This window comes from Mycobacterium sp. NGS54 (genome assembly GCF_059812465.1).
In genome coordinates, this window is sequence record NZ_JCALCS010000008.1 from 33,680 (window position 1) to 58,222 (window position 24,543).

Sequence of the window (24,543 nt, forward strand, 5' to 3'; positions counted from 1 at the left end):
AAGACAGAGGGGACGCCGCGGATGATCGGCATCGCGGCGCTCGCGGTCGGCATCGTGCTGGGATTGGTCTTCCACCCCGCCGTCCCGGAGGTCGTCCAACCCTATTTACCGATCGCGGTGGTGGCCGCGCTGGACGCGGTGTTCGGTGGGCTGCGCGCCTACCTCGAACGCATCTTTGACCCCAAGGTCTTCGTGATTTCGTTCGTGTTCAACGTCTTTGTGGCCGCGCTCATCGTCTACGTCGGCGACCAACTGGGCGTCGGCACCCAGCTGTCGACGGCGATCATCGTCGTACTCGGTATCCGCATTTTCGGCAACGCCGCCGCGCTGCGGCGCCGGCTGTTCGGGGCGTAACGCGCCGACGACGATGCAGAGCAAGAGAGCGATGTGGGGGCACCTCCCGCTTGCGGGGGAGAGGAGCGGCGCCATGGTGGGGATGAGGTCGCCGTGAGCCAGGACCCACCCGATCGCGCCGCCCCGCAAGACGGGGAAGGTCGCGACGCGCCGGCCGAGCCCACCGCGAGCGAGGCCGCGCATCGCGGCCGCCACGAGCTGCCGGCGCACCGCCCGCGTCCCGAGATCGGGCCGGTGCACCGAACGGGGTTGTCCGCGATGCTGCGGGCGGGTCGGTCGCGGCTGGCCTTCGGCGCGCTGGCGGTGGTGCTGTGCCTGGTCCTGGGGATCGCCATCGTCACCCAGGTCCGCCAGACCAAGTCGGGCGACTCGCTGGACACCGCCCGCCCCGCCGACCTCTTGGTGCTGCTGGACTCGCTGCGGCAGCGCGAGGCCACGCTGAACACCGAAGTCGGTGAGCTGCAGAACACGCTGAACTCGTTGCAGGCCTCCGGCAACAGCGACCAGGCCGCCATCCAGAGCGCCCAGGCCCGTCTCGCCGCGCTGTCTATCTTGGTCGGCGCCGTGGGCGCCACCGGCCCGGGCGTCACCATCACCATCGATGACCCGGGGCCCGGGGTCTCACCCGAGGCGATGCTCGACGTGCTCAACGAGCTGCGCGCCGCCGGCGCCGAGGCGATCGAGATCAACGATGCGCAGCAGTCGGTGCGGGTAGGTGTGGATACCTGGATAGTGGGTACGCCCGGGTCGTTGACCGTCGACTCCAAGAACCTGTCGTCGCCGTATTCGATTCTGGCGATAGGCGATCCGCCAACGCTGGCCGCGGCGATGAACATCCCCGGCGGCGCCGAAGACAGCATCAAGCGCGTCGGCGCGCGGATGTCGGTGCAGCAGGCCGACCGGGTGGACGTGACCACCTTGCGACAACCAAAACCGCACCAATACGCTCAGCCCGTCAAGTGAACGTGCCTTCTTGGCCGCGACCAGAACAGGATCACCCGTGAGCGATATCCCGCCCGATCTGCACTACACCGCCGAACATGAGTGGGTTCGACGCAGCGGTGAGGACACCGTGCGGGTCGGCATCACCGACTTCGCGCAGTCGGCGCTCGGCGATGTCGTCTTCGTCCAGCTGCCCGACGTCGGCAGCCAGGTGACCGCGGGCGAATCCTTCGGCGAGGTGGAATCGACGAAGTCGGTGTCCGACCTTTTCGCGCCGGTCTCGGGCACGGTCCTGGCGGTCAACGGCGACCTGGACGGCAGCCCGCAGCTGGTCAACTCTGACCCGTACGGGTCGGGCTGGCTGGTGGATGTCCAGGTCTCGGACGCCGCCGAACTCGAGTCCGCGATCTCGGCGCTGCTCGACCCCGAGGCGTACCGCGGGACGTTGACCGAATGACGATTGCTAATGTGCCTGCCAGCCCCGCGCGGTGATGCGGGCGGCGCATCCGGTTCACGTCGGTCGGGTTTCCGATCGTCCGGTGGGGGGCACATCGCGGACCGGTGCGCGGTACGGTCAACAGATCGACACTTGATAGACACGAGACGGTCGAGTAATCAGCAGTGCGAGGCTAGAAAAACTCAGGAAGCCTCGAGAAACCTAGAGGGGAGCCGGGCGAGCGGCCCGGTTCGGACAACGCCACAGCGGCCAGTGAGGAGCAGCGCGTGACGGACATGGACTCGGACATGGGGAAAGACCAGACCTCTGAGGAAGTCACGGTGGAGACGACTTCGGTCTTTCGCGCCGACTTCCTCAACGAACTCGACGCCCCCGCCCAGGCGGGGACCGAGAGCGCGGTATCGGGGGTCGAGGGACTCCCGGCCGGCTCGGCGTTGCTGGTCGTCAAACGCGGACCGAACGCCGGGTCGCGATTCCTGCTCGACCAGGCCATCACGTCGGCCGGTCGGCATCCCGACAGCGACATCTTCCTCGACGACGTCACCGTCAGCCGTCGCCACGCCGAATTCAGGTTGGAAAACAACGAATTTCACGTCGTCGATGTCGGTAGCCTGAATGGCACGTACGTCAACCGCGAGCCGGTCGATTCGGCGGTGCTGGCGAACGGCGACGAAGTGCAGATCGGCAAGTTCCGGTTGGTGTTCTTGACCGGACCCAAGCAGGGCGACGACGGTGATTCCGGAGGGTAGTAAAGGAGGGTAGTGAGCGCACCCGATAGCCCGGCACTGGCCGGGATGTCGATTGGGGCGGTCCTCGACCTGTTGAGGCCGGATTTCCCCGATGTCACGATCTCCAAGATTCGATTCTTGGAGGCCGAGGGACTGGTGACGCCGCAGCGCGCCGCGTCGGGATATCGCAGGTTCACCGCGTACGACTGCGCGCGGCTGCGGTTCATCCTGACCGCGCAGCGCGACCACTACCTACCGCTGAAGGTGATCCGGGCGCAGCTGGACGCCCTGCCCGACGGCGAACTGCCCGCGATCGGATCGCCTTACGGGGTACCGCGATTGGTGTCGGTTCCCAACGGCGGGGAATCCGAGGCCGTGACCGAGGCCGCCCCGGGCGCCAGGCCGGACGCGGCGGCGGTGGCCCCGCCGAGGGTCCGGCTCAGCCGGGAGGATCTCCTGGAACGTTCCGGGGTGGACGACGAACTGCTGACGGCCTTGCTCCGGGCGGGCGTGATCACCACCGGGCCGGGCCGGTTCTTCGACGAGCACGCGGTGGTCATCCTGCAGTGCGCGCGGGCGCTGGCCGAGTACGGCGTCGAGCCGCGGCATCTGCGCGCCTTCCGTTCCGCGGCCGACCGGCAGTCGGATCTAATCGCCCAGATCGCGGGGCCACTCGTCAAGGCCGGGAAGGCCGGGGCCCGCGACCGCGCGGACGACCTCGCGCGTGAGGTGGCCGCGCTCGCGATCACGTTGCACACCTCGCTGATCAAGTCTGCCGTTCGCGACGTTCTGCATCGCTGAGGATTAGACTTCGTTGGACAGCTTGGTGTTCGGCGGGCTGACGAGTTGCGGAGGGCAGACACAGATGGGCGAAGTTCGTGTTGTCGGCATTCGCGTCGAGCAGCCGCAGAACCAGCCGGTGCTGTTGCTGCGCGAGGCCAACGGTGACCGATACCTGCCGATCTGGATCGGTCAGTCCGAAGCCGCGGCCATCGCGCTGGAGCAGCAGGGGGTCGAACCGCCCCGGCCGCTGACGCACGACCTGATCCGGGATCTCATTGCGGCGCTTGGGCATTCGCTGAAAGAGGTGCGGATCGTCGATCTGCAGGAGGGCACGTTCTACGCCGACCTGGTCTTCGACCGCAACATCACGGTCTCGGCGCGCCCGTCGGACTCGGTGGCGATAGCCCTGCGGGTCGGCGTTCCTATCTATGTCGAGGAGGCCGTGCTCGCCCAGGCGGGTCTGCTCATCCCGGACGAGAGCGACGAAGAGGCCAACACCGCTGTCCGCGAGGACGAGGTCGAGAAGTTCAAGGAGTTCCTCGACAGCGTGTCGCCCGACGATTTCAAGGCCACCTAGCCGGGGCTTCACGCGACGCAAACTCGCACGTTTCGCGTGCGATTCTGCGTATGGTCGGCGTACGGCTAGGCTGGGCGCCGACATCACGGATCCATCTCATCTGGCACCGCGATCCCGACACGCTGGCCGATAGTGCTGCCAGTTGGGCCTACGGCCGCCATACTTTGATCACGACTTAAGGCGCGGCGGCTATCGAAAAGCGTAAGCTCACTAGCACTCGGGCCTGAGCAAACGTGGCTGCGGCGCAGCCAGAGACGCAGCTAACGATGACAGCGCGATCGGCGAGAGGAACCACCGTGAGCGAGCAGCCACGTCAAGAGCAGCTGGACCTAGCTGACCAAGCGAACGCCGCGAGCAGCGACCAGCCCGCCTCCGCGCCTAGCGCACCCGTGCAGCCCGGGCTGTTCCCGGACGATTCCGTGCCCGACGAGCTGGTGGGCTACCGCGGGCCGAGCGCGTGCCAGATCGCCGGGATCACCTACCGGCAGCTGGACTATTGGGCCCGGACCTCGCTGGTGGTTCCGTCGATCCGCAGCGCGGCGGGCTCCGGCAGCCAGCGGCTCTACTCGTTCAAGGACATCCTGGTCCTCAAGATCGTCAAGCGACTGCTGGACACCGGCATCTCGCTGCACAACATCCGCGTCGCCGTCGACCATCTGCGCCAGCGGGGCGTCCAGGACCTCGCCAACATCACCCTGTTCTCCGACGGCACCACCGTTTACGAGTGCACGTCGGCCGAAGAGGTCGTCGACCTGTTGCAGGGCGGACAGGGCGTGTTCGGCATCGCGGTGTCCGGGGCCATGCGCGAGCTGACCGGCGTCATCGCGGACTTCCACGGCGAGCGCGCCGACGGCGGCGAGTCGATCGCGGCGCCGGAGGACGAGCTGGCGTCCCGGCGCAAGCACCGCGACCGCAAGATCGGCTGACGGCGCCCTTCCCTCTCCGGCACGAGCGTGCACAGTTGTACACGCTTGACGGCGTGTCGGCGCGCAACACGCACGCTCGCCGTGGAGCGGGGACCCCGCGTAAACTGGGCCACGCATCGCACTCGAGCGGGAGAGTTTCGTGGCCTCCAGTCACGGACGCCGAAGGAGCAATACCTCTCCGTCAACCTCTCAGGCACCCGGACCGCGCGAGTTAACGATGCCTCTGGAAAGCGGTGCGGACCGGTAGCGGTCCACACCCGCCGATGGGGAAAGGCGCCAGGCCGCGGCCCGGTGCCGAATCTCTCAGGCGCCCGGCGAACGGGTGAAGACAGAGGGAGAGGGCCGCTAGTCCCTCGACCTCAGGAGTTTCGCCAGTGCCCGACCAGTCACCCTTCGCAGCGCGGCACATCGGCCCGGACCGCCAGGCCGTCGCGGCCATGCTCGACGTCATCGGCGTCGACTCGTTAGACGAGCTGGCCTCGAAGGCGGTTCCGAGCGGCATCCTCGACACCCGCCCCGACGGGGCCGCCGCGCCGGGCCTGGAAAAGTTGCCGCCCCCCGCCACCGAGGCCGAGACGCTGGCCGAGCTGCGCGCCCTGGCCGACGCCAACACCGTGGCCGTCTCGATGATCGGGCAGGGCTACTACGACACGCTCACTCCGCCGGTGTTGCTCCGCAACATCATGGAGAACCCGGCCTGGTACACCGCATACACGCCCTATCAGCCGGAGATCAGCCAGGGCCGGCTGGAGGCGCTGCTGAACTTCCAGACGATGGTGGCCGACCTCACCGGCCTCGAGGTCGCCAACGCGTCGATGCTCGACGAGGGCACCGCCGCCGCCGAGGCCATGACCCTGTTGCACCGCGCCGCCCGCGGCGCGACCAACCGGCTCGTCGTGGACGTCGACGTGTTCGCCCAGACCGCGGCCGTGCTGGCCACGCGGGCCCGGCCGCTGGGCATCGAGATCGTCACCGCCGACCTGCGTGACGGCCTGCCCGACGGCGACTTCTTCGGCGTGATCGCCCAACTGCCCGGCGCGAGCGGCCGGATCACCGACTGGGCGGCCCTGGTAACGCAGGCGCACGAACGGGGCGCGCTCGTCGCCGTCGGTGCCGACCTGCTGGCCCTCACGCTGATCACCCCGCCGGGGGAGATCGGCGCCGACGTCGCGTTCGGCACCACCCAAAGGTTCGGTGTCCCAATGGGATTCGGCGGTCCGCACGCCGGCTACCTGGCGGTTCACACCAAGCACGCCCGCCAGCTGCCGGGCCGGCTGGTCGGCGTGTCGCTGGACGCCGACGGTTCACCGGCCTACCGCCTGGCGCTGCAGACCCGCGAGCAACACATCCGCCGCGACAAGGCGACCAGCAACATCTGCACCGCGCAGGTGCTGCTCGCGGTGATGGCCGCGATGTACGCGAGCTACCACGGCGCCGACGGGCTGATCGGGATCGCCCGCCGCGTGCACGGCCGCGCCGAGGCCATCGCCGCGGCACTCGGTGACGCGCTGGTGCACGACAAGTACTTCGACACCGTGCTGGCCCGCGTGCCCGGACGCGCCGACGAGGTGCTGGCGGCGGCCAAGGCCAAGGGCATCAACCTGTGGCGGGTGGACGACGACCACGTCTCGGTGGCCTGCGACGAGGCGACCACGGACGCGGACGTCGCCGCGGTCATCGACGCCTTCGGGGTGGCGGCCGCCGCGCCGGCCGGGACGGACATCGCGACCCGCACCTCGGAGTTCCTGACGCATCCCGCATTCACGCAGTACCGCACCGAAACCGCGATGATGCGTTACCTGCGCACGCTGGCGGACAAGGATATCGCCCTGGACCGCAGCATGATTCCGCTCGGCTCGTGCACGATGAAGCTCAACGCCGCGGCCGAGATGGAATCGATCACCTGGCCGGAATTCGCGCGCCTGCACCCGTTCGCGCCGGCATCCGACACCGAGGGGGTGCGGCGCCTCATCGCGGACCTGGAGACCTGGCTGGTGCAGATCACCGGCTACGACGCCGTTTCGCTGCAGCCCAACGCCGGCTCGCAGGGCGAGTACGCCGGCCTGCTGGCCATCCACGACTACCACGCCAGCCGCGGCGAACCGCACCGCGACATCTGCCTCATCCCGTCCAGCGCGCACGGCACCAACGCCGCGTCGGCCGCGCTGGCCGGGCTGCGGGTGGCCGTGGTGGCCTGCCGCGACAACGGCGACGTCGACCTCGACGATCTGCGGGCCAAGGTCGCCGAGCACGCGGACCGGCTGGCGGCGTTGATGATCACCTACCCGTCCACCCACGGCGTGTACGAGCACGACATCGCCGAGATCTGCGCGGCCGTACACGACGCGGGCGGGCAGGTCTACATCGACGGCGCCAACCTCAACGCGCTGGTCGGGCTGGCCCGCCCGGGCAGGTTCGGCGGCGACGTCAGCCACCTGAACCTGCACAAGACGTTCTGCATCCCGCACGGCGGCGGCGGCCCGGGCGTCGGGCCGGTGGCCGTGCGCTCGCACCTGGCGCCGTTCCTGCCCGGCCACCCGTACGCCCCAGAACTGCCCGGGGGACACCCGGTGTCGTCGGCGCCCTACGGGTCGGCGTCGATTCTGCCGATCAGCTGGGCCTACATCCGCATGATGGGCGCCGAGGGGCTGCGGGCGGCGTCACTGACCGCGATCGCCTCCGCCAACTACATCGCGCGGCGCCTCGACGAGTACTTCCCGGTGCTGTACGCCGGCGAGAACGGCATGGTCGCCCACGAGTGCATCCTGGACCTGCGCGGCATCACCAAGGCGACCGGGGTGACCGTCGACGACGTGGCAAAGCGGTTGGCGGACTACGGCTTTCACGCGCCAACCATGAGCTTCCCGGTCGCCGGCACGCTGATGGTGGAGCCGACCGAAAGCGAGAGCCTCACCGAGGTCGACGACTTCTGCGAGGCCATGATCGCCATCCGCGGCGAGATCGAACGCGTCGGCTCGGGGGAGTGGCCGGCCGACGACAACCCACTGCGGGGGGCGCCGCACACCGCCGAGTGCCTGCTGGTCTCCGACTGGGATCACCCGTACACCCGGGAAGATGCGGCCTACCCGCTGGGCAAGGAATTCCGGCCCAAGGTGTGGCCGCCGGTGCGCCGCATCGACGGCGCCTACGGCGACCGCAACCTGGTCTGCTCGTGCCCGCCGGTGGAGGCGTTCGCCTAACCGAAGCGCTCGATTATTGCCGCCGCGATCTCCTCGGGCGCGTCCTCCTGGATGAAGTGCTTGGCGTCGGGCAGCTCGACCACAACGTGATCGGGGAAGCTCGCGCGCATCCGCGGCAGCGTCGGGCCGGGCCGAAACGCGAAGTCCTTCATCCCCCAGACGAACAGCGCGGGCTTGGCACCCAGCTTGGCGGGCACCTCCCGTCCGAGTCGCGACAGCAAGTGTTCGGCCGCCAGTATCTGTTTGGGCATCTCGGCCACGCCTTTTCGCGCCTCGGCGCTGGGCTGCACGGCCCGGTAGTGTTCCATCACCGCCTCGCTCGGCCGGTGCTGGGTGCCCGCCGGGATCAAGCGCTCCACAAAGAAATTGCGCTGCAGGATCGCCCATTGCATCGGCGGGCTGCCCATCACGCGGCTGAAGATCTTCGTCGTCAACTCGTCTGTCTTCCAGAACCAGGTGTTGCCCAGCACGACGCCGCGGACCCGGGCGGCGCGCTCGACGGCGACGGCCATGCTGACGGGCCCGCCCCAGTCCTGTCCCATCGTCAGGTAGCCGTCCAGGCCGAGGTGATCGACGAAGTCGCCGACCACCTGGGCGTGCTCGTCGATCTTGTATCCAAATCCGGCGGGTCGCTCCGACAGCCCGAAGCCGAGGTAATCGGGTGCGATGCAACGGAATCGGTCGCGCAGCGCGACGATGATGTTGCGGTACAGGAAGCTCCACGTCGGGTTGCCGTGGCAGAGCAGGATGGGCGGCCCGTCACCCTCGTCGACGTAGTGCATCCGCCCGCGCGAGCTGTCGAACCAGCGCGACTCGAACGGGTACAGGCCGGGATCCGGGGTGAAATCGATGTTCATGACGCTCCCTTCGGGCAACCCCACGATCGTATGTCGCAGGGGTGACAGACCCCGGCCGGCCGTCAGCCCAAGAACGTGCCGAGGGCGGTGGCGAGATCGGGGGACGCCGACGTCGCGAGGTTCTGGTAGGCGCCGCCGCTCAGCTGGGCGACGGCCTCCCAGGTGGCCCGGTCGGGGTCGGCGCCGAAGTCGATGACATTGACCGCGATCGGCTTGGCCGGGTCGGCGCTCTTGCGGATGAAGTCCTGCAGCCCGGGCCCGTCCAAGCTTTGGTCGGTGTGCGGTCCCGACGTGATCACCAATATCGAATTCGGTTGCCCCGCAACATATTTAGCCTGGGCCTCTTGGTACAGCAGGCGCAGGGTGGTGAAGGACACCGCGCCGCCGGCCGACGAATACTGCTTGTCCAGCGCGGCCGCCAGCGCCGCCGAGCGCGGCTGGCCGCCGGCGGGATTGACCGGGTCGCCCAGCGGTCCGCTCGCCACCTCCGAGCGTCCCTCGTGGCCGTCGAACGTCCACAACCCCATGACGGCGGTGGCCGGCAACGACTTGATCTTTTCCTGCAGCGCGCCGATCACGTTGGCCAGCCGCGACTTTCCGCCTTCCTCGACGGGCATCGACTGGTCGAGCATGATGGTCGCGGCGAGCCCGCTGGACGGGGCGGCCATCGCTTCGGCCAGCGTGGCGCGCATGGCGTCGTCACCCACCGACAGGGTGGAGGGCAGCGCGGCGAAGCTGGTGACCGGGCTGCTCGGCGGCTTGACGCCGTTGACCCGGAAGCCGGCCTTGGCCAGCTTGGCGAGTTGCTCGGGCTTCTGCATGAAGCGGGCGAACCCGTTGGCCGCGGAGGCCTGCTCCTGGTTCACCCAGGAGCCGTTGAGCAGCACGGCGGGATAGTCGGCGACGGGGACCGCGCCGGGCGGCAGCCAGGACGTCAGCGTGTTCTTGGCGTCGGTCAGCGACTGGCCGCGCTGGTACAGCTGCTGCTCGGTGGTGACCACCGCGTGCACGGGCGCGGTCGCCGGATCGCCCGGCTTGAGCAGCGCGTTCAACGCCTCGGTCAGGGAGTTGTCCGCGAGCTTGGGCTGGGCGCCCAGCAGCGCGCGCACGGCGCCGGTGCCCTGCGTCGGCGGCGCACCCGTGGGGGCCGCGCCCGCCGCCACGGCCTCGCCGGCCAGCAGCGACGCGTCGGCGTTACCGGTCATCGGCAGCGCCAGCCGCAGCGACCCCCACGCCGGCAGGTTCAGCCCGGCCAGCGAGTTCGGGTTGGTTTGCAGGCCGGGCAGCGCCGCCCAGCCCTGATTGCCCAGGGCCTGCGCGAGTTCCGGCCGCACGCCGAGCATGACCGGCGAGCTGACCAGGGAATGGCTTTCGGTGATCTTCTGGCCCGACGCGGCCAGCCGCGCGGCGGAGATCGAGCTGCCCGGGATCCACAGCGCCGGCTGGCCGCCCAGGTCGGCCGGCCACCTGCCGGCGAAACCGTTGAGGACGGCGTCAGAACCGGCCGGTTTGACGCTCACCACCATGCAGTGATCGCCGACCGGGCCGGTCGTGGAGTTGTAGCTTTCGGCGAGCTGCTGCACGGAATCGGCGATCGACGGGTCGGCGATGACGGCGACCGTCTCCTTGCCTCCGACGCAGCGCGCGGCGGCCGTGTGCGAGCGGTGCGACAACGCGTCACCGAAGAACGTCCAGAGGATCACGCCGCCCACCACGACGACGACGGCGACGAGCGCGACGATCACCCCGATGCTGACGCCGCGGCGCCCGCCGTCGCTGCGGTGGCCACCGAGCCGCTCGCCCAACCCCCGGTGCCCGCCACCGAAGCTGGACGGCGGCGCGGCGCTCGCCGCGAATTCGGGATATCCGTCGGCGGCGCCGGTCGCGAATGTCTCGTCGGCGGGGTAGGGGTCCTCGTCCGCGTAGAGGTCGCCTCCGGTTGGGAAGCCCTCGTCCGGGTAGCGGCCGTATTCGGCCCACGGTTCGGCGGCCTCCGGCCGGTCGGCGGCGCGGTGGTGTTGACCCGTATCGGCGTCGGTGTCGGCGTCCGTGTCGGCGTCGTCGGCCACGTACTCGTCGGCTGACTCGTCGACGGAATCCTCAGGGTCGGGCATGCTGTGCCTACCCATAGTGGTGCCCGCCGCCTTTCCGTCGACCCGTCGTGCGACTTGTGAACTCGGCGCAGATTCTAGTCATCGGACCGCACTACCTACCGCATGACGAGCCGCTTTTACGCACCCGCGGCGCGGGCTTTGAACTCGCGCCGGCGCCGATGCAGGATCGGCTCGGTGTAGCCATTGGGCTGCTGCGTCCCGGACAGAATCAGCTCCTGAGCCGCCAGGAAGGCGATGCTGTCGTCGAAGTTGGGCGCCATCGGCCGATAGGCCGCGTCGCCCTCGTTCTGCCGGTCCACCAACGGCGCCATGCGTTCCAGGCTGGCCCGGACGTCCTCGCTGGTGATCACGCCGTGGCGCAGCCAGTTGGCCAGCAGCTGGCTGGAGATCCGCAGGGTGGCGCGGTCCTCCATGAGCGCGGTGTTGTGGATGTCGGGGACCTTCGAGCAGCCGACGCCCTGCTCCACCCAGCGCACCACGTAGCCGAGGATGGACTGGCAGTTGTTGTCGAGCTCCTCGCGGATTTCCTCTGGCGCCCAAGCCAATTCCTTGGCAAGCGGAATGGTCAGCAGCTCGTCGATGGTGGTGCGCTTCTTGCCCGCGAGCTCCTCCTGCACGGCGCCCACGTCCACGTAGTGGTAGTGCATGGCGTGCAGGGTGGCCGCCGTCGGCGACGGCACCCACGCGGTGGTGGCGCCGGCCTTGGGCTGGCCGATCTTCTGCTCGACCATGTCGGCCATCAGCTCGGTCATCGCCCACATGCCCTTGCCGATCTGGGCCTTGCCCTTGAACCCGGCGGCCAGCCCGATGTCGACGTTGGCGTCCTCGTAGGCCTTGATCCAGGTGCTGTTCTTCATCGCACCCTTGCGGATCATCGGGCCGGCCTCCATGGACGTGTGGATCTCGTCGCCGGTGCGGTCGAGGAAGCCCGTGTTGATGAACACCACCCGATCGGCGGCGGCTTTGATGCACGCCTTGAGGTTGACCGTGGTGCGGCGTTCCTCGTCCATGATGCCGACCTTGAGGGTGCCCTGCGGCAGGCCCAGCACGTCTTCGACGCGGCTGAACAGTTCGCAGGTGAACCCGACCTCGGCGGGGCCGTGCATCTTGGGCTTGACGATGTAGATGGAACCGGTGCGGCTGTTCGTCAGCGGGCCGTTGGCGTCACCGGTCTTGAGCCCGTGGATCGCGGTCAGCCCGGTGAACAGGCCGTCCATGATGCCCTCGAACACCTCTTTTTCCTCGTCTCCGTCGCCGACGGACACGATGGCGTCGTTGGTCATCAGGTGCCCGACGTTGCGGACGAACAGCAGGCTGCGGCCCGGCAGGGTGAGTTCACCGCCGTCGGGCGTGGTGTAGGTGCGGTCGGCGTTCAGCGCGCGGGTGAAGGTCTTGCCGTCCTTGCTGACCTCCTCGACCAGGTCACCCTTGTTCAGCCCCAGCCAGTTGCGGTAGCCCAGCACCTTGTCGTCGGCGTCGACGGCGGTCACCGAGTCCTCGAAGTCCATGATCGTGGTGATCGCCGATTCCAGGATCACGTCCTTGATGCCGGCCCGGTCGGTCTGGCCGACGGGCGACTGGGGGTCGATCAGGATCTCGATGTGCAGGCCGTGGTTGACCAGCAGCACCGACCAGTTGGGGGAGCCGAGCTCGCCGCTGTACCCGGCGAACTTCTCCGGACTGGCCAGCCCGGTGGACTCCGCGCCGACGCTGATCTGCAGCTGGCCGTCGACGATGTTGACGCCGGTCGCGTCGGCCCACGAGCCCGACGCCAAGGGCACGGCCTGGTCGAGGAAGGCGCGCGCGTACGCGATCACCTTGTCGCCGCGCACCCTGTTGTAGCTCGATCCCTTCTCGGCGCCGTCGGTTTCCGGGATGACGTCGGTGCCGTAGAGCGCGTCGTAGAGGGATCCCCAGCGGGCGTTCGCCGCGTTCAGCGCAAACCGCGCGTTGAGCACGGGCACCACCAGCTGGGGGCCGGCCGTCGTCGTGATCTCGTCGTCGACACCCGAGGTGGTGATGGTGAAGTCCTCGGGTTCGGGCTGCAGGTAGCCGATTTCGGCGAGGAACGCGCGGTAGGCCTCGGCGTCGATCGGCTCGATCACGCGGTGCCGGTGCCACTTGTCGATCTGGGCCTGCAGCTCGTCGCGACGGTTCAGCAAATCCTGGTTCTGCGGAGTCAGGTCGGCCACGACTTTGTCGACGCCGGCCCAGAAGCTGTCCGGGTCGATGTCGGTGCCGGGCAGCGCCTCGTTGTTCACGAAGTCGTAGAGCACTCGGGCGACGCGCAGGTTCCCCACCGACACGCGATCAGTCATTTTTCTCCTCCATCGTGGGCCAAGTAACACCTCACTGGCCCTCAACACGCATTGCCTTCAGCGTACCGACCGGCGGCCCGCCGGACGTCATCCGCCCGACCCGCAACAGCAGGTCAGGCGCGCGCTGAATGCTCCAACGGTGGCGCCGCGGCGAACCGCGAGGATCGCTATCCGGCCCGGCAGCCTTGGAGATCATACGGGCTGCGGCGCGGTCGGTGGGCAGCGGCACTACGCGTCGCGCATGGTGCCGACCAGGTCTTCGACCAGATCTTCCATCGCCACCATCGCAACCACCGCGCCGCCGTCGTCGGTCACCAATGCCAGGTGGCTGTTGCTGCGGCGCATCCGGGACAGGGCGTCGGCCAGCGGCAACGACGTCGGGACCTGCGGCAGCGGTCGCACCCAGGCCAGGTCGATCACCGTGTTCGGATCGTCGTCGAGGGTCAGCACGTCCTTGATGTGCAGGTAGCCGATGAACTTCCCGTCGGGGTCGACGACGGGAAACCGCGAATAACCGCTCTGGGCCAGCGCCTCTTCGACCGCGCCCACGGTCGGGCCCGAGCCCGCCGCCGCCACCGGCACCGCCCGGACCTGGGCGAGCGGCCGCGCCACGTCGCCGACCCGCCGGTAGCGCAGCTGCAGCGCCCGGGTCAGCCGGCCGTGTTCCGCGGCGTCCAACAGCCCCTCGGACACCGATTCGGTGATCATCACCCGCAGCTCCCGGGTGGAAACCGACACGTCGAGCTGCGACTTGGGCTCGACCCCCAGCGCGCGCAGCACCACGTTGGCGCATTTGTCGTAGAACGCGATGAACGGCCGCGCCGCCCGCACGTACGCCAGGTAGGGCGGCACCAGCAGCATCGCGGCGCGCTCCGGGCCGGCCAGCGCGATGTTCTTCGGCACCATCTCGCCCAGCAGCACATGCAATGTCACGACGATCGCCAGCGCGAGCGCCAGCGAGAGCGTGTGCAGCAGCGCCGGGTGCCAACCTGCGAGGCCGAACGCCGAGCGCAGCAGGTTGGCGACCGCGGCCTCACCGATCCGCCCGAGCAGCAGCGAGGCGACCGTCACCCCCAGCTGCACCCCGGCCAGCATCGACGACAGTTGTTCGCCGGCGCGGATCACCACCACGGCCCGCGCCTTGCCCTGCTCGGCCAGTGCCTCGAGGCGGTCGCGGCGCGCCGAGATCAGCGAGAACTCCGCGCCGACGAAAAACGCGTTGACCCCGATCAAAAGGATCGCCAGCAGCGCTCCCAGCCAGTCGTTCACGACAGGTCCCGGCCCGCGGGCGTTTCGCCCAGCTCCTGCAGCTCGAGCACGTCGATGCGCCGACCGTCCATCCGGACCACCGTCGCCTGCCAGCGCATCGAAGCGTCCAGCAGGCCGTCGGGATCCAGCGCGGTCAGCTCCACCGTCTCCCCGGCCACGGGGATGTGGCCGAGCTCGCGAAGGACCAGGCCGCCGATCGTCTCGTAGGGGCCTTCCGGGGCCCGAAATCCGGTGGCGGCGGCCACCTCGTCGATGCGCAGCAGCCCGTTCACCCGCCAGCCGGCGCCGGCCGCCACCACGTCCGGGGTCGCGTCGTCGTGTTCGTCGCGGACATCGCCCACGATCTCCTCGATCAGGTCCTCGACGGTCACCATGCCGGCCGTGCCGCCGTACTCGTCGACCACCATCGCGGTTTGCAGGGGGTTGGCGCGGATCTCGGCCATCACGGCGTCGCCGTCCAGCGTCGAGGGCACCACCGGCACGTGCTGCGCGAGCGTCGTCAGCAGCGTGGTCGCGCGCTCGGCCGCCGGCACCGCGAACACCTGCTTGACGTGCACGATTCCGACGGTCTCGTCGAGGTCACCGTCGACGATGGGGAAGCGGGAGAAGCCGGACTCGGCGGCCGCGACGATCAGGTCGGCGACCGTCTCGTCGGTTTCCAGCGCGACGATCTTCGACCTCGGCGTCATCAGTTCCTCGGCGGTCAGCTCGCCGAACTGTAGCGATCGCCGCACCAGGGCGGCGGTGGCGGCGTCCATGGTGCCGCTGCGGGCCGAGTTGCGCACCAGCGACGCCAGCTCCTGCGGCGAGCGGGCCGAGCGCAGCTCCTCGGCCGGCTCGACGCCCAGCTCGCGCACGATCCAGTTGGCCGCGCCGTTCGTCAACCGGATGGCCGGGGTGAACAGCGCCGAGAACAGCAACTGGAAGCCGGCGACGGCGCGGGCGGTCGACAGCGGGCGCGCCACGGCGAGATATTTCGGGACCAGCTCGCCGAACACCATCGACACCGACGTCACGATCACCAGCGCCAGGAACGCGAGGATGGCGTCGGCCAGCCGGGTCGGTATGCCGATCGCGCTCAGCGCCGGATGCGGCAGGTCGGCCACCAACGGCTCGGTCAGGTAGCCCGTCGCCAGCGTGGCGATCGAGATGCCCAGCTGGGCGCCCGACAGCTGAAACGACAGGCGCTGTTGGGCGCGTTGGATGAAGCGGTCGCGCCGGCCACCGTGGCGCGCGTTGGAGTCCACGACGCTGCGGTCCAGGGCGGTCAGCGAGAATTCGGCCGCCACGAATACGCCGTTGGCGAAGATCAGCAGCGCGATGGCCACCAGGCTGATCAGCGTGACGGTGACGTTCATGTCGGAGACCCCGGGGACGCTGCCCGGATCACTGTGCGGGCCTCGACGCGTGCCAGCGGCACGTCATCCCTTTCCCTCAATGCGGCGCAGCGCTTTGCTGCCAGCCGAAATTCACTTGAATTCACATGGTAGCCAACGCGTGCGGCCGGCAGTACGAGCGCGGCGGCGCGCTCACCAACCCAGCGGCAGCGGATGGCCCTCGGCGAACCCCGCGGCCGACTGCACCCCGACGACGGCCCGCTCGTGCAGCTCGGTCAGCGTCGAGGCGCCGACGTAGGTGCAGGTGCTGCGAACCCCGGCGGTGATGTGGTCGATCAGGTCCTCGACGCCGCCGCGGTCGGGGTCCAGCCCCATCCGGGCCGTCGAGATGCCCTCCTCGAACAACGCTTTGCGGGCGCGGTCGAACGCGGTCTCGGCGCCGCTGCGGGCGACGACGGCCCGCTTGGAGGCCATGCCGTAGCTCTCCTTGTAGGGCTGGTCCTCCCGGTCGCGCATCAGGTCGCCGGGCGACTCGTAGGTGCCGGCGAACCACGACCCGATCATCACGTTCGACGCGCCGGCGGCCAGCGCCAGCGCCACGTCCCGTGGATGCCGGATGCCCCCGTCGGCCCACACGTGCCCGCCGAGTTTCCTTGCGGCGGAGGCGCATTCGAGGACAGCGGAGAATTGCGGGCGCCCGACGCCGGTCATCATCCGGGTGGTGCACATGGCACCGGGCCCGACGCCGACCTTGACGATCGTCGCCCCGGCGTCCAGCAGGTCCCGGGTGCCCTCCGCCGACACCACGTTGCCCGCCGCCAGCGGCAGGCCCAGGTCAAGCGACGCGACCACCTTGATCGCGTCCAGCGTCTTGACCTGATGCCCGTGGGCGGTGTCGATGACGAGCACGTCCACGCCGACCTCGGCCAGGGACCGGGCCCGGGCGCCCACGTCGCCGCTGATGCCGACGGCCGCGCCGACGCGCAGCCGCCCGCGCGCGTCGGTGGCCGGCGTGTACAGCCCGGCGCGGACCGCCCCGGTGCGGGTGAGCACACCCGCCAGCGTGCCGTCCGCACCGGTCACCACGGCGACCCCGATCGGGGCGTGTTCGAGCAGGTCGAAGATCTTGCGCGGCTCGGCGCCCGCCGGGGCCGTCACGAAGTCGGTCACCGCCACGTCGCGCACCCGGGTGAAGCGGTCGACGCCCAGGCATGACGACTCGGTGACCAAACCGATCGGCCGGCCCTCGAACACCACGACGGCGACGCCGTGCGCGCGCTTGTGGATCAGCGCCACCGCGTCGGACACCGAGTCGTCGGGCTCGAGCACCACCGGGGTGTCGAGGACCATGTCACGGCTCTTGACGAAATCCACCGTCTGCTGCACCGCAGGGATCGGCAGATCCTGGGGCAGGATCACCAGGCCGCCGCGCCGCGCCACCGTCTCGGCCATCCGCCGCCCCGCCACCGCGGTCATGTTGGCGACGACGACCGGGATGGTGGTGCCGGAGCCGTCGGTGCTGGACAGGTCGACGTCGAAGCGCGATGCCACATCGGAGCGGTTCGGCACGATGAAGACATCGTTGTACGTCAGGTCGTACCCGGGTCGGTGCCCGTCGAGAAACCTCATGTGATTCGGCTTGCCCCCTTTACGCCCTTCTACACGCAGAAAGGCTACGCGGGCACTTCACTGCGGTCCCCGCTCCACAGGGTGTGGAACCGCTTGTCGGGGTCGTCGTCGATGCGGCCGTAGGTGTGCGCGCCGAAGAAGTCGCGCAGCCCCTGGGTGAGCGCCGCGGGCAGCCGCTCGGTGCGCAGCGCGTCGTAGTAGGACAGCGCCGAGGAGAAACCCGGGATCGGGATGCCCAGCTCGGTGGCCGTCACCACGACGCGGCGCCAGCCGTCGATCGCGGCCTCGATCGCGGCGCGGAAGTACGGCGCGACGATCAGCGTCGGCAGGTCGGCGTCCTCGTCGAACGCCTCCTTGATGCGGTTGAGGAACTTCGCCCGGATGATGCAGCCGCCGCGCCAGATGGTGGCCAGGTCGCCCGGCGTGATGCCCCAGTCGTACTCGGCGCTGCCGGCCTGAATCTGGTTGAACCCCTGGGCATAGGCGATGATCTTCGACGCGTACAGGGCCTGCCGGACATCCTCGACGAATTGCGTTGCGTCGGTCGGCCTTTCGCCGAGCTGCCCGGACGCCAGCCCGGTGGTGGCCTTGCGCTGGGTGACGGAGCCCGACAGCGCGCGGGCGAACACCGCCTCGGCGATGCCGGTGACGGGCACGCCGAGGTCCAGCGCCGACTTCACCGTCCAGCGCCCGGTGCCCTTCTGCTCGGCCTCGTCGAGGATGACATCGACGAGCGGCTTGCCGGTCTTGGCGTCCGTCTGGCGCAGGACCTTTGCGGTGATCTCGACGAGGAAGCTGTCCAGGTCGCCCTTGTTCCACTCGTCGAAGACGTCTGCGATCTCCTCGGCGGTCTTGCCGAGCCCGTCGCGCAGCAGCTGGTAGGCCTCGCCGATCAGCTGCATGTCGGAGTACTCGATGCCGTTGTGCACCATCTTGACGAAGTGGCCGGCGCCGTCCGGGCCGATGTGGGTGCAGCACGGGACGCCGTCGACGTGCGCGGAGATCTCCTCGAGCAGCGGGCCCAGCGATTTGTAGGACTCCGCCGGTCCGCCCGGCATGATCGACGGCCCGTTCAGCGCCCCCTCCTCACCGCCGGAGATGCCGGCGCCGACGAAGTGCAGCCCGCGCTCGCGCATCGCCTTCTCCCGGCGGATGGTGTCGGTGTAGAGCGCGTTGCCGCCGTCGATGATGATGTCGCCTTCCTCCATCGCGTCGGCGAGCTCGTTGATGACGGCGTCGGTCGGGTCGCCGGCCTTGACCATGATCAGCACCCGCCGCGGCTTCTCCAGCGCATCGAGGAATTCCGCGATGGTTTCCGAGCGCACGAACTTGCCTTCGTCGCCGTGCTCGGACAGCAGCGCGTCCGTCTTGGCGACGGACCGGTTGTGCAGTGCCACCGTGTACCCGTGGTGGGCGAAGTTGCGGGCGATGTTGGAGCCCATGACGGCGAGGCCGGTGACGCCGATCTGCGCGGTACCGGTGTGGGAATTCTTGGAATTCGGGGCACTCATGGCTTGGCCTCTCAGGTCGCAGACATTTTCCGACAAGCTTTCGGATCACACTGTGGCACAGCCGACTCCGAGAGGCATTCCAGGGTGATCGCCCACTCCGACGCTAGACGTTGTACAGCCGTCGCAGCTCGATGAGCCACGGCACGACCAGCGCCACGGTCGGCACCACGAACACGGCGGCCGCGGCCAGGTATGCGGTGGCCGCCAGCAGCAGGCTGTTGCCGCGGCCCGAGAGCCGGCGCACCCGCACCACCGTGCTGGTGCCGCCCATTGCCAGCGCACCCGACGGCGCCCGCCCCGAGGCGCAGGCGACCAGCGCCCGGGCCAGGGGAGTGCGCCCGGTCGCGCGCACCGCGGCGTCGTCCGCCAGGAGCTCGACGAGCAACTGCACCGCGCGCAGCGCGTTGGCGCTGCGGACGAACCGCGGGAAGGCGGCGTGCGCCGCGGTGAAAGCCTCCAGCACCAAATCGTGGCGGGCGCGCAGGTGGGCCCGCTCATGGGTCAGGATGGCGGAGACCTCGGCGTCGCCGAGCGTCTTCAGCGTTCCCTCGCTGACCACCACCCGGCTGCGCACGCCCGGCAGGCAGTAGGCGAGCGGTTGCGCGACGTCCAGGACGCGCAGGTCGCGGGTCTTGGCGCACGGTTGGGCGAGGGCCGCGTCGTGGCCGACCCCGACCAGGTCGACGACCATGCGGTGGTGGGCCCGCCGGCGCCGATTGGCGATGGCCACCCGCGCGACCGCGACCATCAACCGCACACCGACCAACACTGTCAGCGCGAAGGCGGCGATGTAGGCCGTCCACAGCGGCCACCCCAGCCGGCCCGCCGCACCCATGACGCTGGCGGTCGGCCGCCCGTCGGGACCGGGCACCAGCACCCGGCTGGCGATCGCGATCCCGGCGCTGAACGCCGAGAGCACCGCGGCCAGGGCGACGGCCTGCCACAACACCATCGCGGCACGCGGGGCGCGCAATGGCCACGTCGCGCGTGCTAGTAGGGCCGGCACCGGGCCGACCAACAGCACCGCGAGGATGGAGAAGGCCAGCGCGGACACGCTGCCAGTCTCCCTCAGTCCTCCGCTGGCGCGCCAGCCGACCGGGCGTTGTCGCGCGGATTGGCTTCCAGTTCGGCCAGCGCGCGCCGAAGGGCCTCCGCCTCGTCGGCGCCGACGCGCTCGACGAAGTGCACCAGGGCGGCCTGCCTGCCCCCGGAGTCCTCGGCTTGGGCCAGCGCGTCCACCATCAGCCCGGCGACGAGCTCGTCGCGCCCGTGTACCGGCGCGTAGCGGTGGGCGCGGTCGTCGCGGATCTGGGAGACCAGGTTCTTCTTGGCCAACCGTTGCAGCACGGTCATGATCGTCGTGTAGGCGAGGTCGCGTCGCGCCGACAACGCTTCGTGGACTTGGCGGACGGTCTGGGGCTCCGGCGTGGACCATAGATGATCCATCACGGCGCGTTCCAGATCCCCTAGCCGGGTCAGTTTGGCCATTGTGCGTTCATCTCCTGAGCGTCGAAACCAGCGTACTCCGCTTACTACCGGCCGTCGTATCTATCCGGGCGCAGTGGGGCTCGGTCATACCGAAACCATACCTTGCGAAATTAGGGCAGCCTTGCCTATGCTGATGGCGGTCGAGCGACATGACCGCGGAGAGTCCTGAGGGCTGCAGTGACCCCCGGTCTACTCGATCGGCGAGCCCCGCGCACCAGCGCGGGGCTCGCCTGTTTCCGCGGATGTTTCCTCTCGGGTAGCCCCGACGGCCGATGGTGTAGACACATGAGCGTGCCACCGCCACCCGATGCGCCATTGCCGCCGAACTTCACCGCGCCGTTCGACGGCGAATTGGGGCTGCATTACACCGAACTCAGCCCGGACCGCGTGCGCGCCCAACTCGAGGTCACCCCGAAACTGTTGCAGCCCATGGGACTCGTCCACGGCGGCGTCTACTGCTCGGTGATCGAGAGCATGGCCAGCGTGGCCGCCTACACATGGCTGAACACCAACGGCGACGGCGGCAACGTGGTCGGGGTCAACAACAACACGGATTTTCTGCGCTCGATCGGCTCCGGGATGGTGTACGGCACCGGCGAGCCGATTCACCGCGGCCGGCGCCAGCAGCTGTGGCTGGTCACCATCACCGACGACGACGACCGGGTGGTGGCCCGCGGTCAGGTGCGGCTGCAAAACCTCGAGGCCTAGCCGGCGTCAAGCCCGGCCGAGCCGACCGGCACCCCTCGATCCGGCCGGCCGGAGGGTCAGCTGGCCCGCCTGGCCGCCGGACGTTTTGCCTCCGCCGCCGCCACCGCCAGCTGTTCGATGCGGGTGCGGGCGAACGCCTGCTGCTCGGTGATGGTCAGCTGGCCGCGGCGAGTGCTCAGGAATGTGACCGTCCACGACAGCAGCGTGCTCACCTTCGTCTTGAAGCCGACCAGATACACCAGATGCAGCACCAGCCACATCAGCCAGGCGATGAAGCCGCTGAACTCCAGCGGACCCACCTTGGCCACCGCGGAGAACCGCGACACCGTGGCCATGGAGCCCTTGTCGAAGTATTGGAACGGCTCGCGCTCGGCCGGATCGGCCCCGTTCAGTTCCGCCTTCAGCGTGCTCGCCACGTACTTGGCGCCCTGGATGGCTCCCTGCGCCACGCCCGGCACGCCCTCGACGGCCGCCATGTCGCCGATCACGAACACGTTCGGGTGTCCGGGAATGGACAGGTCGGGCAGCACCTTGACGCGTCCGGCGCGATCGACCTCGACCGAGGACTGCTCGGCCAGGTCCATGCCCAGCCCGCTGGCCTGGACCCCGGCGGACCACACCTTGCACGCGGATTCGATGCGCCTGGTGGTGCCGTCGGAGTCCTTGACCGTGATGCCGTTGCGGTCGACGTCGGTGACCATCGCCCCGAGCTGGATTTCCACGCCCATCTTCTCCAGCCGCGCGGCCGCCCGTTCGCCGAGCTTTTCGCCGAACGGCGGCAGCACCGCCGGGGCGGCGTCGAGCAGGATCACCCGCGCGCGGGTGGAATCGATGTGCCGGAAGGACCCTTTCAGGGTGTGGGTGGCCAATTCGGCGATCTGCCCCGCCATTTCGACGCCGGTGGGGCCGGCGCCGATGACGGTGAACGTCAACAGCTTGGCGCGTCGCTCCGGGTCGCGGGACCGTTCGGCCTGCTCGAAGGCGCTCAGGATCCGGCCCCGCACCTCCAGCGCGTCGTCGATCGATTTCATGCCCGGGGCGAACTCGGCGAACTGGTCGTTGCCGAAGTAGGACTGGCCGGCGCCGGCGGCGACAATCAATGTGTCGTAAGGGGTTTCGTAGGTGTGGCCGAGCAGGTCCGAGACGACGAACCGCCCCTCCAGATCGATGTGCGTGACGTCGCCGAGCAGCACCTGGACGTTGCGCTGCCTGCGCAGGACGACCCGGGTGGGCGGGGCGATGTCGCCTTCGGACACGATGCCCGTGGCCACCTGGTAGAGCAGCGGCTGGAACAGGTGGTGGGTGGTGCGCGCGATCAGTTTGATGTCAACGTTGGCGTGCTTGAGCTTCTTTGCCGCGTTGAGCCCGCCGAATCCCGACCCGATGATGACGACTTGGTGACGACGGTCGGGTGCAGCAGTGGTTTCTGCTTGCGTGCTCATGTTGGGGGATGCTCCTGATCGGGGTCTCTGGACGCGCGACTCCAGTTAGCTACCACGCTAGTGAAGGCGATACCCCGAAACCCAGATCGTAAGCATGTGTAATGAACCACATCACACATCGGGCCTGGTCGAGTGAACGTGATACTCGTCATGCCCGGTGCGCGATGCGGTGTGCGTTACAACCCTGCGATCGGACGCAGGGCTTCGCCGGCCGCGGTGATGACGCCCGGCGTGTAGAACGGCATGTTGATGATCACCCCGGAGATCCCGGCGTCGAACACCTTGGTCTTGAGTTGTTCGGCGACCGACTCCGCGCTGCCGACCACCATGCGCTGGCCCATCTCGGCGGGAATCTGGTCGGCCTTGAAGTTCTCGTCGACGACCACCGTGGTCAGCGTGCTGGTCTCCAAAGTGGCCGGGTCGCGGCCGATCTCCTCGCACCGCTCCCGCACCACCTTCAGCTTGGCGGGCAGCTCGTCGAACCCGGCGATGACATTGAGGTGGTCGAAGTGGCGCGCGGCGAGCGGGATCGTCTTCTTCTCGCCGCTGCCGCCGATCATCAACGGAATGTGGTCGCGGAAGCGGGGATTGGCCATCGCCTCCTTGGCCTGATACCACTTGCCCGAGAAGCTCGGCCGTTCGCCCTTGAGCATCGGCAGGATGATCTGCAGCGCCTCCTCGAGCCGGTTGAACCTGTCGGTGAAGGTGCCGAATTCGAAGCCCAGCTGATCGTGTTCGAGCTCGAACCAGCCGGTGCCGATGCCCAGGATCGCCCGGCCCTGGCTCACCACGTCCAGCGTCGTGATGATCTTGGCGAGCAGCGTCGGGTTGCGGTAGGTGTTGCCGGTCACCAGGGTGCCCAGCTGCACCCGTTCGGTTGCGGTGGCCAAGGCACCCAGCGCGGTGTAGGCCTCGAGCATCGGCTGATCGGGATCGCCCAACATGGGCAATTGGTAGAAGTGGTCCATGACGAAGACCGAGTCGAATCCGGCCGCTTCGGCCTCTTGGGCCTGGGCGACGACGGTGGGGAAGAGCTTGTCCACCCCGGTGCCGTAGGAGAAGTTGGGGATCTGCAAACCAAGTCGGATAGCCACGTTGTTCACCGTAGCCACCAGCCCGGTATCAGAACCAGGGCGTGCAGCGGATGCGATTCAGCCTCAGGCGAAATGCGCCAGAGCGCCGTGGCTCACGTGCAGCGTCTGGCCGGTGATGTGGCGAGCCGCCGGGGTGGTGAGGAACAACGCCAGGCGGGCGACCTCCGCGGCGACCGTCGGCGGCGTGCGTGACAGCCCGTCGTAGCCGGCCTGCGCGCTGCGCCCGCTGGCCACCGTGTTGACGGTGATCCCGCGGATGCCGAAGGCCTCCGCCTGTCCCGCGGTCCAATTCGACAGCGTCGCCTTGATCGCGGCGTCGATGCTGCCGGCGGGCGGGTTCTCCGCCACCACGCTGATGATCGAGCCACCCGAGCGCAGGTTGTCGCCAACGGCCTGCACGGTCAGCGCCACCGACAGCACGGTCGCATCCAGGGCGTTGCGCCACGCTTTGGCCGAGTCGGCCAGCGAGTGGGTGCGCGGGTCGCCCGGGTCCCAGGCCGGCGCCGGGACGTTGACGATGGTGTCGAGGTGATGGGGGAACAGCCCGCGCGCCTCGGCCAGGCTGGCCGGGTCGGAGGTGTCGCAGACGATGGCGTCGACGTCCAGTTCCTTCGCGGCGATCTCGACATCGCTGCGACGCGCACCAACGAGGGTCACCTTGTGGCCGTCGTCGCGGAAGCCCTCGGCCACTGTGCGTCCTAGATCCGTGTCGCCCCCGGTGACCAGAACCTCCACTGCCATGACCTCCTCGTGTTCAACGTTGAACCCAGAAGCTGCCTGGGACCTCCGCGCGTTTATGGCATAAATCT

Annotated in this window: 21 protein-coding genes and 2 riboswitches; of the genes, 9 read left to right on the forward strand and 12 right to left on the reverse strand. The window is 69.1% G+C overall.

All coding sequences use genetic code 11. From position 1 onward, the window contains the following. The first annotated feature begins 21 nt into the window (after positions 1-21). The 8 genes from AC5Y5E_RS24760 to gcvP all read left to right on the forward strand — a co-directional run bounded on the left by AC5Y5E_RS24760 (position 22) and on the right by gcvP (position 7,967). A complete protein-coding gene (locus AC5Y5E_RS24760) occupies positions 22-354 on the forward strand; it encodes a small basic family protein (RefSeq protein WP_066933079.1) in 333 nt (110 codons plus the stop codon). Positions 355-552: 198 nt separating this feature from the next. Then, the gene (locus tag AC5Y5E_RS24765; protein ID WP_499906369.1) at positions 553-1,317 is read left to right on the forward strand and encodes a DUF881 domain-containing protein; all 765 of its coding nucleotides are present in this window, start codon (positions 553-555) and stop codon (positions 1,315-1,317) included. Positions 1,318-1,354: 37 nt separating this feature from the next. Continuing rightward, positions 1,355-1,753: a glycine cleavage system protein GcvH gene (gcvH, locus tag AC5Y5E_RS24770; RefSeq protein ID WP_499905805.1), complete on the forward strand. Its 399-nt coding sequence runs from the start codon at positions 1,355-1,357 to the stop codon at positions 1,751-1,753. 266 nt (positions 1,754-2,019) lie between these two features. Next, a complete protein-coding gene (garA, locus tag AC5Y5E_RS24775; protein WP_499880390.1) occupies positions 2,020-2,502 on the forward strand; it encodes a glycogen accumulation regulator GarA in 483 nt (160 codons plus the stop codon). Positions 2,503-2,514: 12 nt separating this feature from the next. Next, on the forward strand, positions 2,515-3,282 hold the full coding sequence (ftsR, locus tag AC5Y5E_RS24780; protein WP_499905806.1) for a transcriptional regulator FtsR: 768 nt from the start codon (positions 2,515-2,517) through the stop codon (positions 3,280-3,282). Between the two features lie 64 nt (positions 3,283-3,346). Then, positions 3,347-3,841, forward strand: coding sequence for a bifunctional nuclease family protein (locus AC5Y5E_RS24785; protein WP_066933175.1), 495 nt, complete (start codon positions 3,347-3,349; stop codon positions 3,839-3,841). 296 nt (positions 3,842-4,137) lie between these two features. Further along, positions 4,138-4,767 carry a MerR family transcriptional regulator gene (locus tag AC5Y5E_RS24790; protein ID WP_067013021.1) on the forward strand — a complete coding sequence of 210 codons (630 nt, stop codon included), beginning with the start codon at positions 4,138-4,140 and terminating at the stop codon, positions 4,765-4,767. A gap of 117 nt (positions 4,768-4,884) precedes the next feature. Next, positions 4,885-4,982, forward strand: a riboswitch (glycine riboswitch). Positions 4,983-4,984: 2 nt separating this feature from the next. Continuing rightward, a riboswitch (glycine riboswitch) is annotated at positions 4,985-5,109 on the forward strand. Between the two features lie 32 nt (positions 5,110-5,141). Beyond that, positions 5,142-7,967: an aminomethyl-transferring glycine dehydrogenase gene (gene gcvP, locus AC5Y5E_RS24795; protein ID WP_499905808.1), complete on the forward strand. Its 2,826-nt coding sequence runs from the start codon at positions 5,142-5,144 to the stop codon at positions 7,965-7,967. On the opposite strand, the gene AC5Y5E_RS24800 is transcribed toward gcvP, so the two are convergent. The 9 genes from AC5Y5E_RS24800 to AC5Y5E_RS24840 form a co-directional block, all read right to left on the reverse strand. Further along, a complete protein-coding gene (locus tag AC5Y5E_RS24800) occupies positions 7,964-8,824 on the reverse strand; it encodes a haloalkane dehalogenase (protein WP_499905809.1) in 861 nt (286 codons plus the stop codon). The genes gcvP and AC5Y5E_RS24800 overlap by 4 nt on opposite strands. Before the next feature lie 62 nt (positions 8,825-8,886). Beyond that, the gene (locus tag AC5Y5E_RS24805; protein WP_499905810.1) at positions 8,887-10,938 is read right to left on the reverse strand and encodes a substrate-binding domain-containing protein; all 2,052 of its coding nucleotides are present in this window, start codon (positions 10,936-10,938) and stop codon (positions 8,887-8,889) included. Between the two features lie 116 nt (positions 10,939-11,054). After that, positions 11,055-13,256 (reverse strand): malate synthase G, encoded by a 2,202-nt coding sequence (locus AC5Y5E_RS24810; RefSeq protein ID WP_499905812.1) that lies wholly within the window; start codon positions 13,254-13,256, stop codon positions 11,055-11,057. A 228-nt stretch (positions 13,257-13,484) separates the two neighbouring features. Beyond that, entirely contained in the window at positions 13,485-14,525 is a 1,041-nt protein-coding gene (locus AC5Y5E_RS24815) for a hemolysin family protein (protein WP_499905813.1), read from the reverse strand. Beyond that, complete coding sequence (locus AC5Y5E_RS24820) at positions 14,522-15,883, reverse strand: hemolysin family protein (RefSeq protein ID WP_499905814.1); 1,362 nt, start codon at positions 15,881-15,883, stop codon at positions 14,522-14,524. Before AC5Y5E_RS24820 ends, AC5Y5E_RS24815 begins: the two co-directional genes overlap by 4 nt. 171 nt (positions 15,884-16,054) lie before the next feature. Further along, positions 16,055-17,491 (reverse strand): GuaB1 family IMP dehydrogenase-related protein, encoded by a 1,437-nt coding sequence (locus AC5Y5E_RS24825; RefSeq protein ID WP_499905816.1) that lies wholly within the window; start codon positions 17,489-17,491, stop codon positions 16,055-16,057. A gap of 44 nt (positions 17,492-17,535) precedes the next feature. Beyond that, positions 17,536-19,002 (reverse strand): NADP-dependent phosphogluconate dehydrogenase, encoded by a 1,467-nt coding sequence (gene gnd / locus AC5Y5E_RS24830; RefSeq protein ID WP_499905818.1) that lies wholly within the window; start codon positions 19,000-19,002, stop codon positions 17,536-17,538. A gap of 103 nt (positions 19,003-19,105) precedes the next feature. Then, entirely contained in the window at positions 19,106-20,056 is a 951-nt protein-coding gene (locus AC5Y5E_RS24835; protein WP_499905819.1) for a M56 family metallopeptidase, read from the reverse strand. Positions 20,057-20,070: 14 nt separating this feature from the next. After that, positions 20,071-20,490 (reverse strand): BlaI/MecI/CopY family transcriptional regulator, encoded by a 420-nt coding sequence (locus tag AC5Y5E_RS24840; RefSeq protein ID WP_499880401.1) that lies wholly within the window; start codon positions 20,488-20,490, stop codon positions 20,071-20,073. Between the two features lie 291 nt (positions 20,491-20,781). On the opposite strand from AC5Y5E_RS24840, the gene AC5Y5E_RS24845 reads away from it, so the two are divergent. Beyond that, positions 20,782-21,198 carry a PaaI family thioesterase gene (locus tag AC5Y5E_RS24845; protein ID WP_499906370.1) on the forward strand — a complete coding sequence of 139 codons (417 nt, stop codon included), beginning with the start codon at positions 20,782-20,784 and terminating at the stop codon, positions 21,196-21,198. A gap of 56 nt (positions 21,199-21,254) precedes the next feature. Here AC5Y5E_RS24845 and AC5Y5E_RS24850 read toward each other — a convergent pair whose 3' ends face one another. The 3 genes from AC5Y5E_RS24850 to AC5Y5E_RS24860 form a co-directional block, all read right to left on the reverse strand. After that, complete coding sequence (locus AC5Y5E_RS24850) at positions 21,255-22,640, reverse strand: NAD(P)/FAD-dependent oxidoreductase (protein ID WP_499905821.1); 1,386 nt, start codon at positions 22,638-22,640, stop codon at positions 21,255-21,257. 176 nt (positions 22,641-22,816) lie between these two features. Further along, complete coding sequence (locus AC5Y5E_RS24855) at positions 22,817-23,734, reverse strand: LLM class F420-dependent oxidoreductase (protein ID WP_499905822.1); 918 nt, start codon at positions 23,732-23,734, stop codon at positions 22,817-22,819. Between the two features lie 63 nt (positions 23,735-23,797). After that, positions 23,798-24,475: an SDR family oxidoreductase gene (locus AC5Y5E_RS24860; protein WP_499905824.1), complete on the reverse strand. Its 678-nt coding sequence runs from the start codon at positions 24,473-24,475 to the stop codon at positions 23,798-23,800. Between the last annotated feature and the right edge of the window lie 68 nt (positions 24,476-24,543).